Raw genomic sequence first — 14,457 nt, forward strand, 5'->3', positions numbered from 1 at the left:
CGCCCCATGATCCGCCCCGCGACCCCCGCCGACATCCCCGTCATCCACACCCTGATCCGTGAACTGGCCGAGTACGAGAAGGCTCTCCACGAGGCCCGGGCCACCGAGGCCCAGCTGCACGAGGCCCTCTTCGGCGAGCACCCGGCCGCCTTCGCCCACATCGCCGCCGACGACACCACCGGCGACCCGGTCGGCTTCGCACTGTGGTTCCTGAACTTCTCCACCTGGCGCGGCGTCCACGGCATCTACCTGGAGGACCTCTACGTCCGCCCCACCGCCCGCGGCGCCGGCCACGGCAAGGCCCTGCTCACCGAACTGGCCCACATCTGCGCCACCCGCGGCTACGAGCGCCTGGAATGGTCCGTCCTGAACTGGAACACCCCGTCCATCGCCTTCTACGAGTCCCTCGGCGCCCGCCCGCAGGACGGGTGGACGGTGTACCGGCTGACCGACGAACCCCTCAGGGCACTGGCGGACCACCGTCCGTCATGACGTGCGAAAGCCCAGGCAGGATCGCTCCTGACCTGGGCATGCGCACCCCCTGAGGGGGGAGCCGGGGAGGGTGTTGCGGAGAAGCGGTGACGCGACTGCTCAGAGGGCCCTGCTGTTGCAGCCCATGTCCGAACCGAGGTGGTGGTCCTGCGCACCCGGGTTGCCCTCACCGTTGAGCGCGTTGCCCAGCACGCCGTTGAGGGCGCCGACGCTGCCGAGGACGTCGATGTTCATGTCGTGCGAGCGGCACTCGATGCCCTGCGAGATGTCGAAGCCGCCGTCGTGCGCCCCCGCCTCACCGTGTGCGAAGGCGGTACCGGCACCGAAGGAACCGATGCTGCCGAGGACGGCGGCACCCACGACGGCTGCCTTCTGAAGCTTGCGCATTTCTTCTCCATTGATCGAGCGGGTGTGATCTGCAGCAGATCGGGTTGAGACGGTGGACAACTACGAAACGGGCCGTCAGCCGAGGCGCGGCAGACCCAACTGCCCGACGGGCGGCGCCGCGACCTGCCCGAGGCCGAGCCCGGGCACCTGCGGCGCACTGGCCGACGAGATCAGCGGATTGATCAACGGGTTCACCTCGGGGTTCACCTGCGGGTTCACCTGAGGCGCGACGTGCGGCGCCGGCTCAGGGTTGAAGACCTGCGGCATGTCGACCTGCGGGGCGACCTTGGGCACCACCTGCGGCGCGGTCTGCGGGGCGACCTGCGGCACGACCTGCGGCGCCTGCGGCTGGGGAGCGGCCTGCTGCTGCGGCGGGGAGTACGACGGCGGACCGGCCTGCGCGGCACCGTTCGACGAGGCGAAGGCGGAGGCCTGGCCGATCTGCGGCGGAGCCGGAGGAGCGGCCGGCATCGGCGGCTGCACATACTGCGGAGCGGCCTGCGCCATGCCCGCCGACGTGGTCGCGGCCGAGGCCTGCGGGGCGCTCTGCTGCGGCGCGGGGGGTGCGTAGTAGTGCGGAGCCGGCGGCGCGTAGTACTGCGGGGCCGGGGGCGCCTGGTACTGCGGCGCGGGAGGCGCGTAGTACTGCGGAGCCGGAGCCGGGGGCGCCTGGTACTGAGGTGCCGGGTAGTAGGGAGCCGGCGCAGGAGCGGCACCGGGGTAGTACCCGCTCATGGTGTCGGCGTGGCTGGCGCCCGCGCCGATGGCGGACAGACCGCCGGCCGCCGCTACGACGAGCGCGGCCTTGTGAAGCTTTCGCATGGAACCCTCGGCCCTTCAATACCTGTGCAGGGAAATCCGTTGTATTCAGTGCAGTCACGCCGGAGCCGACAGCGGATCCCGTGATCCCTCTCTCCGATACCTGTCCACTGCCCTCTCCCTGCTGGCAACGACATTTCCGCGGACCCGGTCACGGGGTCGAAAAACCCGTCACCCGTTTGCCATTGATCGGATTACCGGCCCAATTGATGCACGCCACCCGGCAAATGGGTGACCAGGCCCGAGCCCCCGTGACCGGTGCGTCGGACAGGTCGTTGCCACAGGGCCAGAGCAATGGTCCATCCAGCATTTCCGTACGTTCCATGCACAGGTCGATGAAGGGCCGAGGGTTCCATGCGCAAGTTCCAGCACGTCGCGCTCGTCGCAGCAGCCGCCGGGGGCCTGTCCGCCATCGGCGTCGCTCCCAGCTTCGCCGACGCCCCCATTGCGTACACCGCTCCGCCGCCCGCTCCACAACAGGGCGCCCAGGCCGCGGCGTTGAGCAGCTCGCAGGCCACGGCGCACAGCGACAGCTCGGCCCCCGCCCCGCAGCGGATGTCGCTGCCCACGCAGGGCGCCGAGGTCAGCCCGCAGCTCAACCCACAGGTGAGCCCCAAGCTCAGCCCCCAACTCAGCCCGCAGCCCGCCTCGGCGCAGTCCGGTCCGGTGGAGCAGAACAACCTCTTCCGCCCGTACCAGGAGTGCAGCCCGCAGAACCTGCTCAACGCCAATGTCCCGGTCGCCCTGCTCGCCGCCGCCGAGACCAACGGCGTCGACTGCGGCCAGGCCAACAACCAGGCGAACGCCCTGGCCAAGGCCCAGTCCCACTAGCACCCGTACCGGGCACCGTTAGGACAAGATCACAGGACTCGGCGCGTCGCTGCCCGATTTGCACATATTTCTTACTAATCTCCGTGACTGTACGAAGTCGATCTGCCACAGATCGCACCCACTTCACTCCACCGGAGATGACATGCACAACCTTCGCAAGGCTGCCGTCCTGGTCGCCGCCATCAGCACCGTCGGGCTCCTCGGTGCGGGCACCGCCCAGGCCGGCGAGGGTGGCCACGGGGGCGACCAGCACACCAGCGTCCTGCAGAGCTCCAACTGCAAGTCGCACGACCTGAACCTGGACGTCCTCGGCCAGGTGGGTCTGCTCAACGGCCTGCTGGGCAACGCGCTCAACGGCGAGGGCAACCCGGGCGCCCAGGACACCCACATCGGCTCGAGCATGGGCTGCAACAACAGCGCCTTCTGATTCTCGCGGCGATCAGGTCCCGGCACCGAGCCCGACTCGGTGCCGGGACCTTTTTATGCACCGGCTATTCAGCGTTGTCGACCAAGCCGGTGAGGATTCCCCGAATTCGGCGTGCCGTACGGATTTGCATTGATATTTCGTATTAGCCTCCGTAACTGCACGAAGTCGATCTGTGACAGGTCGCATCCACTTCACTCCACCGGAGATGACATGCACAAGCTTCGCAAGGCTGCCGTCCTGGTCGCCGCCATCAGCAGCGTCGGGCTCCTCGGTGCCGGCGCCGCGCAGGCCGACCAGGGCGGTTGGGGTTCGGGCGGCGAGAACGGGCACCGTGGGACCTCCTCCTCCTTCAGCGTCCTGCAGAGCACCACCTGCCGCTCGCACGACGCCAACGTCGACGTCCTCGGCCAGGTCGGCATCCTCAACGGCCTCGGCGGCAACCTGCTGAACGGCGAGGGCAACGCCGGTGCGCAGGAGACCTCGCTGGGCTCGAGCATGGGCTGCAACAACAGCGTCGGCAAGTAAGGCCGAAAACGCCCTCGGTGCCCCGGCCGGAAGGCCGGGGCACCGAGGTTTTCGTTTCGCCGGAAAGCCTCTGCTTTCAGAACGCGCGCCGCTTCAGAACTCGATGTGCGGACGCGCGATGTGCGGGCGCTCGACGTGCGGGGGCTTGACACCCTTCGGCACCGGCGTCGTGTTCGAGCACTCCACCTTGGGCCCGACCTCCGTGGTCCCGGGGCGGGTCAGCATCTCGTCGTCGGTGAGCACCAGTTGCGGCCGGTAGGTCGTCGAGCACTTCTGGTCCTGCTTGACGACGAAGGTGCCGCGCTTGTTCTTGTGGACGATCTCGCTCGTGTGCACACAGGTCGTCTCCCCCGCGGCGGTGGTCTTGCAGTCCCCCGAGGAGTCGTCGGCGTACGCCTGTGCGCCGCCGACGTAGATCACGGCGATGCTTCCGACGAGCCCCGAGACGGCGGCGATCTTCTTTCGACTGAACATGCGCTGCTTTCCTTTGCAATTGATGCAGCCCGGGCGCGCACCCTGAAGGGTTGTGCCGCGCGTCCGGGCTGCTGTGTTGCTCTGTGAGGGTGTTGCGTGCGTCCCTGCTGGGCGCCTTACTGGCCGTAGCCGGCCTGCGGGGTCGCGTAGCCCGTCTGCGGTGCGGCGTAGCCGGCCTGGGATGCGGCGTAGCCCGTCTGGGGCATGTAGTTGAAACCGTTGGTGGGCGCGAAGTACGGGGCCGCCTGCGGAGCGGCTTGCGGAGCGGCCTGCGGACCGTACGGGGCACCCCAACCGGCCACGGCGTTGGCCTGCGAGGAAGCCACCGCCGTGACTCCGCCGAAGCCGTCGGCGACGCTGACGCCGGCACCGAGAGCGGACAGCCCCGCGACCGCAGCTGCTACGACCGCGGCCCGCTGAAACTTGCGCATAGTGAGACCCTTCCCTGGCTGGGCGTGAAGCCCTGAGTTGACTACTTAATGTGAGCATATACAGACGAAACGTAGTCATTTGGGATCTATCGGGTCTCTCAGCGCCGTGTCGGTTTATGGTGATAAACACTTGAAAACGGCCGGTCCGATTAATTCCGGCCCGGCCGTTCACCGACGACAGAGGGTCAGCCCAGCAGGCCACCGGGAAGCTCGAAACCGTCTTCGTTCTGGTTGTTCTTGGGCGCCGAGGAACCGTCCGGATTGCAGGTCACCTCGGGGCCGATCCGCGTGGCCCCGTTGTTCAGCAGGGGGATGACGGGCAGCTGCATGGGCTTCACCGGGACACAGGTCGTCGACTTGCGGATGGCGAATCCGTCGCCCGAGGGCATTTCACCGGTGATGCGCTGGACACAGGTGACATTGCCCTGGAGGTCGACGGAGCAGGCGCCCGGGTCCGCGGCGGCGTGGGCCTGGGTGACGCCGGCGCCGGTCATGACGAGGCCGCACAGGAGCCCGGAGACGGCCGCGGTCTTCTTTCCACTGAACATGTGATCCGTTTCCTTTGTGAGGTGCGCCCGTACGCCTTGCGCCGCAAACCGGCCGCGCCGGGCCCGAGTTGGGGGCGGCCTCGCACTCCGGGCCGCAGCACACGAACGGGCCCCTTGGGGGTCGACCCCGAGGGGCCCGCGGAAGGTGTCGCGCAGGACTGGGCTGCCGCCCTCAGTCGGTGAAGGCGTGGTTGAACTGGCCGCAGGTGGTGTCGAAGGTCTCGGACAGACCCAGCACGCTGATCGGCAGATCGCCCTCGGCCGCCGTCTGCGGGCTGCACTCCTGGTAAGGGCGGTAGTGCTCGGTCGCCTTCGGCGCATCGTCGTAGCCGTAGCCATGGGCCTGGGCGGTGCCGGCGCCGATGGCGGACAGACCGCCGGCCGCCACTGCCGCTGCGATCATGGCCTGTTGAAGCTTGCGCATGGAACCCTCGGTCCTTCATTCGCCGGTAAATCGAGGCTGATTGCCTACTGTGACTGGACGAACACTATCAGTCACAAAAGGGGATTCCGTGCCGCTCGATGTCCCGTGTCCGAAGGTGGACAAGGGAGTTGCGCCTTTTCAGGCGCCGCGCGATGCCCGGCGGACCGATTGGCTCACAATCGCCGATCACTCAATCCACTCAAAAGTGGGAACACATCATGTTCCGGGCATCTCCTTTCGCGGTCGCGGCATTCCCTTGATCGGGTCCGCCCGATCCGGGCTCCAACTGCGAACGGAGACGCCCGTGCGAATGACCGACATCCAGCGTTGCGAGGTCCGGCCCGGACGGCTCGTCGAGTGGGCGCTCAGTCCGGCGACCGTCGCTGCCGCCGCGGACCTGCCGGCCGACCCCAGGCCGCCGGCGTACGTCCAGGAAGGACACATCAGGACCGCCAGGACCGTCCGGGAGGACGGGCTGTTCGTGCCGACCTGGCTCGGCACCGCCTTCGACATCCCCGGCACCGTCGACCTCGACGCGCTCGAACAGGCGCTGCGCGGCTGGACGCTGCGGCACGAGACGCTGCGCAGCGGCTTCCGCTGGGACGGCGACGAGATGCACCGATTCACCCTCGAACCCGAGGCGGTGTCGCTGCACCGCGAGGAGGTCGGCGAGTTCACCGACGCGGACCGGCTCGTCCAGCACCTCCAGGACCGCTTCGACACCTGCGCGAACGCGCTGAGCTGGCCCAACTTCCTCTACTCGGCGGTGATCAGGGACGACTGCACCAGCGTGTACATTGGCTTCGACCACAGCAATGTCGACGCCTACTCCATCCAGCGCATCCCCGCCGAGATCCACGAGCTCTACGCGGCGGCCGTCGCGGGCCGGCCCACCGAGCAGGCACCGGTGGGCAGTTACGTCGACTTCTGCGAGATCGAGCGGGCGGACGCCGACCGCATCGACGCCACCCACGCGATCGTCAGCCGCTGGCGCGAGTTCATCGTGCGGTGCGACGGCAAACTGCCCAACTTCCCCGTCGAGTTGGGCCTGGAGCCCGGCGGCCCGCTGCCCACCCAGAAGCTGATGCGCGAGATGCTCGTCGACGCGGACACCGCCGCGGCCTTCGAGGCGTACTGCCGGCCCTTCGGCGGCAGTCTCGTCGGCATTCTGGCCGCCACCAGCCTGATCGTCCACGAGATCGGCGGAGCGCCCGTCTACCGCGCGGTCGTCCCCTTCCACACCCGGGTCAAGTCCAAGTGGTCCAACTCCGTGGGCTGGTACGTCGGCGGCGCCCCCATCGAGGTGGCCGTCGACCAGGCACCCGACTTCCTGGGCGCCGTCCGGACGGTGCGCGCCGAGCTGCAGGCCAACAGGTCGCTGGCACGCATGCCGCTGGCCCGGGTGCTGCGCCTGCTCGGCGCCGACTTCCGCCCCACCTCGCCCGACCTGTACTCGATCGTGTCGTACGTCGACGCGCGCGGCATCCCCGGCTCCGAGCGCTGGGACGAGCTGAGCGCCTACGGCCTCGTCAGGGTGTCGTACGGCGACCAGGTCTGCGTCTGGCTGAACCGGCTCCACGAGGGCCTGTGGTTCACCTGCCGCTACCCCGACACCGACGCCGCGTACAAGAACATGCGGCTGTACGTCGAGCGGCTGCGGGACGTCATCCTCACCGTGGCCCGAGAGCAGCGCACCGCCGAACTCGCACCGACCGGTCTGGCCGGATGAGCACACACGACGGCAGGCCCGCCCCCACCGAGGGGCGGGCCTGCCGTCGGCCGAGCCCCCTGTCGGATTCGAACCGACGACCTTCGCTTTACAAGAGCGGCGCTCTGACCAGCTGAGCTAAGGAGGCCTGCACGTCCGGTTTGCGGGCGTGCCCGTGCAGTGTACCCAGGTCCCAGGGGCCCCCTGTCGAAAATTTCCGCGAAGTTCACTGCCCCACAGGTACTGACAGATCAGGCGAACGCCAGGTACCGTCCAGAGCCAGTTCACTGTCGTGGACTACACCACCACCTTCCTACAACGGATCGTCCGGCACGTTCCTGCCGGTAGAAGGGGGCCCATTCACCATGGCCACTGTTTCGTTCGACAAGGCGACCCGGATCTACCCGGGCACCGAGAAGCCCGCCGTAGACAGCCTGGAGATCGAGGTGGGGGACGGCGAGTTCCTCGTCCTCGTCGGCCCGTCCGGCTGCGGCAAGTCCACCTCGCTCCGGATGCTCGCGGGGCTCGAGGACGTGAACGCCGGCGCCATCCGCATCGGTGAGCGCGACGTCACCCACCTGCCGCCGAAGGACCGGGACATCGCCATGGTGTTCCAGAACTACGCGCTGTACCCGCACATGACCGTCGCCGACAACATGGGCTTCGCGCTCAAGATCGCCGGCGTCAACAAGGCGGACATCCGCAAGAAGGTCGAAGAGGCCGCGAAGATCCTCGACCTCACCGAGTACCTGGACCGCAAGCCGAAGGCCCTCTCCGGTGGTCAGCGCCAGCGTGTCGCCATGGGCCGCGCGATCGTGCGTGAGCCGCAGGTCTTCCTCATGGACGAGCCGCTGTCCAACCTGGACGCCAAGCTCCGTGTGTCCACCCGTACGCAGATCGCCTCGCTGCAGCGCCGTCTCGGCATCACCACCGTCTACGTCACCCACGACCAGGTCGAGGCCATGACGATGGGCGACCGCGTGGCCGTGCTCAAGGACGGTCTGCTCCAGCAGGTCGACTCGCCGCGCAACATGTACGACCGCCCGGCCAACCTCTTCGTCGCCGGCTTCATCGGCTCCCCCGCCATGAACCTGGTCGAGGTGCCGATCACCGACGGCGGTGTGAAGTTCGGCAACAGCGTCGTCCCGGTCAACCGCGACGCCCTCAAGGCCGCCACCGACAAGGGTGACACCACGGTCACCGTCGGTGTCCGCCCCGAGCACTTCGACATCGTCGAGGAGAACGGCGGCGCCAGCTCGTCCCTGTCCAAGGACACCGAGGACAAGCCGGCTGGTCTCGCGGTCTCCGTCAACGTCGTCGAGGAGCTCGGCGCCGACGGCTACGTCTACGGCGCAGCCCAGGTCGGCGGCGAGAGCAAGGACCTCGTCGTCCGCGTCGAGGGCCGCCGGGTTCCGGAGAAGGGCGCCACGCTGCACGTCGTGCCGCGTCCGGGCGAGACCCACGTGTTCTCGACCTCCACGGGTGAGCGCCTCAGCGACTGACGCAACCGTCATCCTGGAAACGTCTCATCCCGGGTAATTCACCCAGGTTGACGAAAAGGGCCCCGCACACCGCTGCGGGGCCCTTTTCCGTGTCGACAAATACCCCGGCAGACCGGTCATTTCGAGCAGCGTGCGTCAACGCCGCACCTCGTCCGGGGCGGCTCTTCTTCCCTCGAACCGGTGACTAAATGTCGCCAAATCATCACCTGGCGCTACTCTCACTCGCGTGAAGCACTCCACTAACCAACAGAAGCGACGTGGCCGGGGCCCCGCCCGCCGGATCGGCCGCACCCTCGCCCTCGTCCTGCCCGTCGTCCTGGTGCTTTCCGGGACCCTCGCGGTCACCCGAGTCAACTGGTCGGGCAACCCGTCGAACTCGGTCCTCACCGCCTCCGACGCCTCCGACATCGCCGCGGACGGCAAGGCGGCCCACCGCGCCCCCCAGGACGTGCTGCGAGACAAGCTCCTGACCGAACTCCAGGAGGACGATCCGGGCGTGGTGCTCACGCACCTCCAGCAGGCCGTGGCCGAGCGTCCGTCGCTCGCGAAGCACTGCACGTCCATCGCCCGCGCCCTGGGCCGCGCCGCCGTCCGCATCTACGGCCCGACGCGCGCCCAGTCGTACGCCCGCCCGGTCTGCGACACGTCCTTCGCCTCCGGCGTCGCGGCTTCACACATCTGACGCCGCCCCTCCTCCCCGCCGACGGCCGGGAGGAGGGTCACGGCTGCCCGGGGAACGGTTGCCGGCTCAGGCCGCGGGAGGGGCGCGCCGTACAGTTCGGTCATGACCGATCCGAACGCCGCCTCCCGCCCCGTTCAAGCCGTCGTCCTGGCCGGGGGCCAGGGCTCCCGGCTGCGCCCCTACACCGACGACCGGCCCAAGCCGATGGTCGAGATCCCCGGCACGGGGACTCCGATCATCGGCCATCAGCTCGTGTGGCTGGCCGAGGAGGGCGTGACGGACGTCGTGGTCAGCTGCGGCCACCTCGCCGAGGTCCTGCAGGACTGGCTGAAGTCGGCCGATCTGCCGGTGAAGGTGACGACGGTCGTCGAGACCGAGCCGCTCGGACGAGGTGGCGGTCTGAAGTACGCCGCCGCCCATCTCCCGCACCCCGACCGCCCCTGGTACGCCACCAACGGCGACATCTGGACCCGCTTCTCGCTGCGCGACATGGCGGACTTCCACGCCGAGCGCGACGCGACGGCGACGCTCGCCCTGGCCCGACCTCGCCTCCCCTGGGGCGCCGTGCAGACGGACGGCTTCGGGCACATCACGGACTTCATAGAGGCCCCGCCGTCGACGTTCGAGATCAACGCCGGTGTCTACGTCTTCTCCGCCGACTTCGCCGGGCTGCTCCCGGAGCGCGGCGACCATGAGCGTACGACCTTCCCGCATCTCGCCCGTGAGAACCGGCTGGCCGGGTTCCCGATCCCGCAGGGGGCCTATTGGCGTGCCATCGACACGGCCAAGGATCTGACCGAGGCGGCCAAGGAGTTGGCCGCTCTGGGGAGGTAGGAGCTCCGGCACGAAGCAGGGCCCCGCACGTCAGCCGTGCGGGGCCCTCTGGGTGTCAGCCGGTGGGTGGGTTCAGGATGCCGCCCACCGGCCCGGCTACCCCAACAGGCCGCCCACCAGGCCCGGTTCGCCGGAGGTGGAGCCTCCGGAGCCGATGCCGCCGCTCGATCCGGTGCCGCCCGTGCCGCCGCCGGAGGTGGGCCCTGAGCTGGTGCTGGGGGCGCCTCCGGTCGGCGAGGACTGCTGGGGAGGTGCCTGCCCGGCCGTGCTCTGCGCCTGGCTGGGCGCGCCGCCGGTCGCTGCGGCACCCGGAGTGGTCGCCGCGCCGGAGGGCGTGGAGCCGGCCGTCGCGCCCTGCGTGGGCGAGTGGGAGGCCGACGGGGACTGGCTGTGCCGCTTGCCCGGCTGCTGCGGGAGCGGGGAGCCCGGCAGCTCGTTGCGCGGGGCCTCGCCGGGGCCCGGGACGGTCACGCGGTCGGAGTCTCGGACCGCGCCGCCGAGCAGCGAGCCGAGGAGCAGCGTCACACCGGTCACGATGGCCGTGACGAGGGCGCCGCGGCGCAGGACGTAGCGGCGCAGGTCCCAGATGTCCGAGGAGGGGCCGAGGCGCCGCCAGGCGTTGCCCGCGAGGCGGCCGTCGACGGAGTAGACGGGGGCGCCGGCGATGATCAGCGGGGACCAGGCGGCGAGGTAGATGATGTCCGGGGCGTCGTAGGCGGGGACGGTCTTCCAGCTGACGGTGACGATCAGCGCGGCGGAGAGCAGGGCGCCGAAGACGGCCGCCACGCGCTGCCAGCAGCCGAGAACCGTCAGCACGCCCACGACGACCTGCGCGAAGGCGATGACCAGACCGGAGCCGACGGGGTGGTGCAGGGCGAACTGGCGCAGCGGCTCGGCGACTTCCCAGGGGTGCAGGGTGTTGAGCCAGGTGACCATCGAGCCGCGCTTGCCGCCGTCGAAGTAGACGGGGTCGCACAGCTTGCCCATGCCGGCGTAGATGGAGATGAAGCCGAGGAAGATGCGCAGCGGGAGCAGGACGACGCCGAGGTTCATCCGGCGGCCGGGGTAGTAGGCGTGCCGGGCCGGGTCGTCGCCGTGGCGCCTGGTCTGCCGATCGGTGCCGTCCGGGTCGCCGGACTCGTCGAAGTCCTCGAACTCCCCGTCGCCGTAGGGGGGTTCCTCGTCGTACGCGCTGCCGACGGTGCGCATCGCGGGCAGCAGGCGGGTGCCCGGGGCGTCGTCGTGGTGGCTGCGCCGGGGGCCGACGACCGGGGTCTCGACGGTCGCGTCCAGCTCGTCGTAGACCTCGTCGTAGTCGCCGGGCTCGACGCGCGGGATGACCTGGGTGGCTCCGGCGTCGGCGGGCTCGTCGGCATGCCGGACGCTGCCGCCCCGCACGGCCTGGAGGAGGCGGTGCGCGCCGGTGTCGTCGGGGGCCGATCTGCCGCTCCAGACGACGGGCCGGCGCCGGGCGCCCGCACCCGCCCCGCCTGCCGCGGTGCCGACGACGGGCCTCCGGGCGCCGTCCTGGGAGGCGCTCAAGTGCCGTGCGATCCGCGGCGATTGCGTGCGGGTCGAGGCGCCCAGCAGCACGCGGAAGCTCGCGTGGCTGACGATGACCTGCGCCGGATCGCTCGGCACCTTCACCATGGTCAGCGCCGGAGCGTCATCGAATCCCGACGGGCCGTCCCCCGAGGGTGTGCGGGGTGTTCTGGTGTCCACACTCATCTAACCGAGTGACGTGCGGTTAGGACACTGCTTTGACTCGTGCCGGATGTGTCCGGACCGCGTCAATCTTGTCCGGGACGCCCAGATCGACCCGCACGGGTGAGGGTGCGGACAGGTGTTCAGCCGCGGCGGCGTGCGGCCTCGTAGAGCACGATGCCCGCGGCCACACCGGCGTTGAGCGACTCCGCGCCGCCCGGCATCGGGATCCGGACCCGGAAGTCGCAGGTCTCGCCGACGAGTCGGGACAGGCCCTTGCCCTCGCTGCCGACGACGATGACGACCGGGCCGTCCAGCGCCGCGAGTTCGCCGATCTCGGCCTCTCCGTCGGCGGCGAGGCCGACGACCGCGATGCCCGCCTTCTTGTACGCCTCCAGGGCGCGCGTCAGGTTGGTGGCGCGGGCGACGGGCGTACGGGCGGCCGTACCGGCGGAGGTCTTCCAGGCGCCGGCGGTCATGCCGGCCGCGCGGCGCTCGGGCACGACGACGCCGTGACCGCCGAAGGCGGAGACGGAGCGGACGACGGCGCCGAGGTTGCGCGGGTCGGTCACACCGTCGAGGGCGACGATCAGCGGGTCCTCGCCCTCGTCGTACGCCGCGGCCGCGAGGTCCTCGGGGTGGGCGTACTCGTACGGCGGGACCTGGAGGACGAGCCCCTGGTGGTTGAGGCCGTTGGTCATGCGGTCGAGCTCGGGGCGGGGGGCCTCCATGAGGTTGATGCCGCCGCGGTCGGCCGCGAGCTGCAGCGCCTCGCGCACCCGCTCGTCGTTGTCGATGAACTGCTGGACGTACAGGGTGGACGCGGGCACGCCCTCGCGCAGCGCCTCGACGACCGGGTTGCGGCCGACGACCAGTTCGGACGACGACTTGCCGCCGCGGCCGCGCGGCGCGGGACGCCGTACCGTCTGCTTCGCCTTGGCGTTCGCGATGCGGTTCTTCTTGTGGCCCTTGCGCATCTCGGCGGGCGGGGTCGGACCCTTGCCCTCCAGGCCCTTGCGCCGCTGGCCGCCACTGCCGACCTGCGCGCCCTTCTTGCCGGACATGCGGCGGTTGTTGGTGGCCATGACCTACCTGTCTGTCGTGAGGCGTGTGTGCGTACGTCTATGAAGTGTGCCGCCCGGAGACCCGGACGGCACAATCGATCTTCAGCGGCCGGGCTCAGCGCGGACCGAGGCTCCAGCGCGGGCCCTGCGGACTGTCCTCGATGGTCAGCCCGGACTGGCCCAGCTGGTCGCGGATGGCGTCCGCGGTGGCCCAGTCCTTGCGGGCGCGGGCGGCCTCGCGCTGGTCGAGGACCATCCGTACGAGGCTGTCGACCACGCCGTGCAGGTCCTCGCCACGGTCGGTCTCGCCGGCCCAGTGCGCGTCGAGCGGGTCGAGGCCGAGTACGCCGAGCATGGCGCGCACCTCGGCGAGGCGGGCCACGGCGGCTTCCTTGTCGTCGGCGGCCAGCGCGCTGTTGCCCTGCCGGACCGTGGTGTGCACGATCGCGAGGGCCTGCGGCACGCCCAGGTCGTCGTCCATCGCCTCGGCGAAGGCGGGCGGCACCTCGGCGGACGGCTCGACGACGCCGGCCTTCTCCACCACGCGCTGCACGAAGCCCTCGATGCGCGCGAACGCCGACTCGGCCTCGCGCAGCGACTCCTCGCTGTACTCGATCATCGAGCGGTAGTGCGGGGTGCCGAGGTAGTAGCGCAGGACGATGGGGCGCCACTGCTTGACCATCTCGGAGACGAGGACGCTGTTGCCGAGCGACTTGGCCATCTTCTCGCCGGCCATGGTGACCCAGGCGTTGTGCACCCAGTACCGGGCGAACTCGTCGCCGTAGGCCTTGGCCTGGGCGATCTCGTTCTCGTGGTGCGGGAAGATCAGGTCCAGGCCGCCGCCGTGGATGTCGAAGGCGGAGCCGAGGTACTTGTGCGCCATCGCCGAGCACTCCAGGTGCCAGCCGGGACGGCCGCGGCCCCACGGGGTCGCCCAGGTCGGCTCGCCGGGCTTGGCGGCCTTCCACATGGCGAAGTCGCGCGGGTCGCGCTTGCCGGTCTCGCCGGCGCCGGAGGGCTGCTGGAGGTTGTCGAGCTCCTGCCGCGACAGCTCCAGATAGCCCGGGAAGGAGCGCACGTCGAAGTAGACGTTGCCCTCCGCCTCGTAGGCGTGGCCGCGCTCGATCAGGCCCTGCATCATCTCGACCATCTCGGTGATATGACCGGTGGCCCGCGGCTCGTACGACGGCGGGAGGCAGCCGAGCGCGGTGTAACCGTCGTTGAACGCGCGCTCGTTGTCGTAACCGATCGACCACCAGGGGCGGTTCTGTTCGGCCGCCTTGGCGATGATCTTGTCGTCGATGTCCGTGACGTTCCTGATGAACGTCACGTCGTAGCCGCGGTACTCGAACCAGCGGCGCATGATGTCGAAGTTGAGCCCGGAGCGGATGTGCCCGATGTGCGGGGCCGCCTGCACGGTGGCACCACAGAGGTAGATCGAGACACAACCCGGCTTGATCGGGGTGAAGTCACGGATCTGCCGGGCGTTGGTGTCGTACAGGCGAATAGTCACGTGTCCAAGGGTAGTGGGCCCCGGGTAGTGCGTTGCGCCTTCCGCCGGTTTGGCCCGTGCCGGGTGCGGCGCCCGGCCCCGCACCCGGCCCC

The 14,457-nt window shown here is 69.8% G+C and carries 17 protein-coding genes and 1 tRNA gene; 8 read left to right on the forward strand and 10 right to left on the reverse strand.

Annotated elements, in window-relative coordinates; translation table 11 throughout:
* Positions 1-6 precede the first annotated feature (6 nt).
* Positions 7-492, forward strand: coding sequence for a GNAT family N-acetyltransferase (locus tag MQN93_RS16750; RefSeq protein ID WP_016436724.1), 486 nt, complete (start codon positions 7-9; stop codon positions 490-492).
* A gap of 99 nt (positions 493-591) precedes the next feature.
* On the opposite strand, the gene MQN93_RS16755 is transcribed toward MQN93_RS16750, so the two are convergent.
* Positions 592-879, reverse strand: a complete 288-nt coding sequence (locus tag MQN93_RS16755; protein ID WP_016436725.1) for a hypothetical protein — start codon at positions 877-879, stop codon at positions 592-594.
* A 75-nt stretch (positions 880-954) separates the two neighbouring features.
* Positions 955-1,701 (reverse strand): hypothetical protein, encoded by a 747-nt coding sequence (locus tag MQN93_RS16760; RefSeq protein ID WP_242710086.1) that lies wholly within the window; start codon positions 1,699-1,701, stop codon positions 955-957.
* Positions 1,702-2,052: 351 nt separating this feature from the next.
* On the opposite strand from MQN93_RS16760, the gene MQN93_RS16765 reads away from it, so the two are divergent.
* The 3 genes from MQN93_RS16765 (at position 2,053) to MQN93_RS16775 (ending at position 3,481) form a co-directional block, all read left to right on the forward strand.
* Positions 2,053-2,529, forward strand: a complete 477-nt coding sequence (locus tag MQN93_RS16765; protein WP_242710087.1) for a hypothetical protein — start codon at positions 2,053-2,055, stop codon at positions 2,527-2,529.
* A gap of 142 nt (positions 2,530-2,671) precedes the next feature.
* Positions 2,672-2,956: a hypothetical protein gene (locus MQN93_RS16770; RefSeq protein WP_016436728.1), complete on the forward strand. Its 285-nt coding sequence runs from the start codon at positions 2,672-2,674 to the stop codon at positions 2,954-2,956.
* Positions 2,957-3,166: 210 nt separating this feature from the next.
* Positions 3,167-3,481 carry a hypothetical protein gene (locus MQN93_RS16775; RefSeq protein ID WP_016436729.1) on the forward strand — a complete coding sequence of 105 codons (315 nt, stop codon included), beginning with the start codon at positions 3,167-3,169 and terminating at the stop codon, positions 3,479-3,481.
* A gap of 93 nt (positions 3,482-3,574) precedes the next feature.
* Here the strand turns inward: MQN93_RS16775 and MQN93_RS16780 are convergent, their stop codons facing one another.
* The 4 genes from MQN93_RS16780 to MQN93_RS16795 all read right to left on the reverse strand — a co-directional run bounded on the left by MQN93_RS16780 (position 3,575) and on the right by MQN93_RS16795 (position 5,358).
* Positions 3,575-3,955: a hypothetical protein gene (locus MQN93_RS16780; protein WP_242710088.1), complete on the reverse strand. Its 381-nt coding sequence runs from the start codon at positions 3,953-3,955 to the stop codon at positions 3,575-3,577.
* 116 nt (positions 3,956-4,071) lie between these two features.
* Positions 4,072-4,386: a hypothetical protein gene (locus MQN93_RS16785; RefSeq protein ID WP_242710089.1), complete on the reverse strand. Its 315-nt coding sequence runs from the start codon at positions 4,384-4,386 to the stop codon at positions 4,072-4,074.
* Positions 4,387-4,571: 185 nt separating this feature from the next.
* Positions 4,572-4,934, reverse strand: a complete 363-nt coding sequence (locus MQN93_RS16790; RefSeq protein ID WP_242710090.1) for a hypothetical protein — start codon at positions 4,932-4,934, stop codon at positions 4,572-4,574.
* Between the two features lie 172 nt (positions 4,935-5,106).
* Positions 5,107-5,358, reverse strand: coding sequence for a hypothetical protein (locus tag MQN93_RS16795; protein WP_016436733.1), 252 nt, complete (start codon positions 5,356-5,358; stop codon positions 5,107-5,109).
* A gap of 304 nt (positions 5,359-5,662) precedes the next feature.
* Between MQN93_RS16795 and MQN93_RS16800 the strand changes: the two genes are divergently transcribed.
* Positions 5,663-7,087 carry a condensation domain-containing protein gene (locus MQN93_RS16800; RefSeq protein ID WP_242710091.1) on the forward strand — a complete coding sequence of 475 codons (1,425 nt, stop codon included), beginning with the start codon at positions 5,663-5,665 and terminating at the stop codon, positions 7,085-7,087.
* 53 nt (positions 7,088-7,140) lie between these two features.
* On the opposite strand, the gene MQN93_RS16805 is transcribed toward MQN93_RS16800, so the two are convergent.
* A tRNA-Thr gene (locus MQN93_RS16805) sits at positions 7,141-7,214 on the reverse strand.
* A gap of 217 nt (positions 7,215-7,431) precedes the next feature.
* Between MQN93_RS16805 and MQN93_RS16810 the strand changes: the two genes are divergently transcribed.
* The 3 genes from MQN93_RS16810 (at position 7,432) to MQN93_RS16820 (ending at position 10,084) form a co-directional block, all read left to right on the forward strand.
* Positions 7,432-8,568: an ABC transporter ATP-binding protein gene (locus tag MQN93_RS16810; protein WP_016436735.1), complete on the forward strand. Its 1,137-nt coding sequence runs from the start codon at positions 7,432-7,434 to the stop codon at positions 8,566-8,568.
* 226 nt (positions 8,569-8,794) lie between these two features.
* Entirely contained in the window at positions 8,795-9,250 is a 456-nt protein-coding gene (locus tag MQN93_RS16815) for a hypothetical protein (protein WP_242710092.1), read from the forward strand.
* Between the two features lie 102 nt (positions 9,251-9,352).
* Entirely contained in the window at positions 9,353-10,084 is a 732-nt protein-coding gene (locus MQN93_RS16820; protein ID WP_016436737.1) for a nucleotidyltransferase family protein, read from the forward strand.
* A gap of 96 nt (positions 10,085-10,180) precedes the next feature.
* Here the strand turns inward: MQN93_RS16820 and MQN93_RS16825 are convergent, their stop codons facing one another.
* The 3 genes from MQN93_RS16825 to cysS all read right to left on the reverse strand — a co-directional run bounded on the left by MQN93_RS16825 (position 10,181) and on the right by cysS (position 14,365).
* Positions 10,181-11,812, reverse strand: coding sequence for a DoxX family membrane protein (locus tag MQN93_RS16825; RefSeq protein ID WP_242710093.1), 1,632 nt, complete (start codon positions 11,810-11,812; stop codon positions 10,181-10,183).
* Between the two features lie 119 nt (positions 11,813-11,931).
* Entirely contained in the window at positions 11,932-12,873 is a 942-nt protein-coding gene (gene rlmB, locus MQN93_RS16830) for a 23S rRNA (guanosine(2251)-2'-O)-methyltransferase RlmB (protein WP_016436739.1), read from the reverse strand.
* Between the two features lie 94 nt (positions 12,874-12,967).
* On the reverse strand, positions 12,968-14,365 hold the full coding sequence (gene cysS / locus MQN93_RS16835) for a cysteine--tRNA ligase (RefSeq protein ID WP_242710094.1): 1,398 nt from the start codon (positions 14,363-14,365) through the stop codon (positions 12,968-12,970).
* Between the last annotated feature and the right edge of the window lie 92 nt (positions 14,366-14,457).

Origin of the sequence: Streptomyces spinosisporus (assembly GCF_022698145.1) — a bacterium.
Classification (GTDB): domain Bacteria; phylum Actinomycetota; class Actinomycetes; order Streptomycetales; family Streptomycetaceae; genus Streptomyces; species Streptomyces spinosisporus.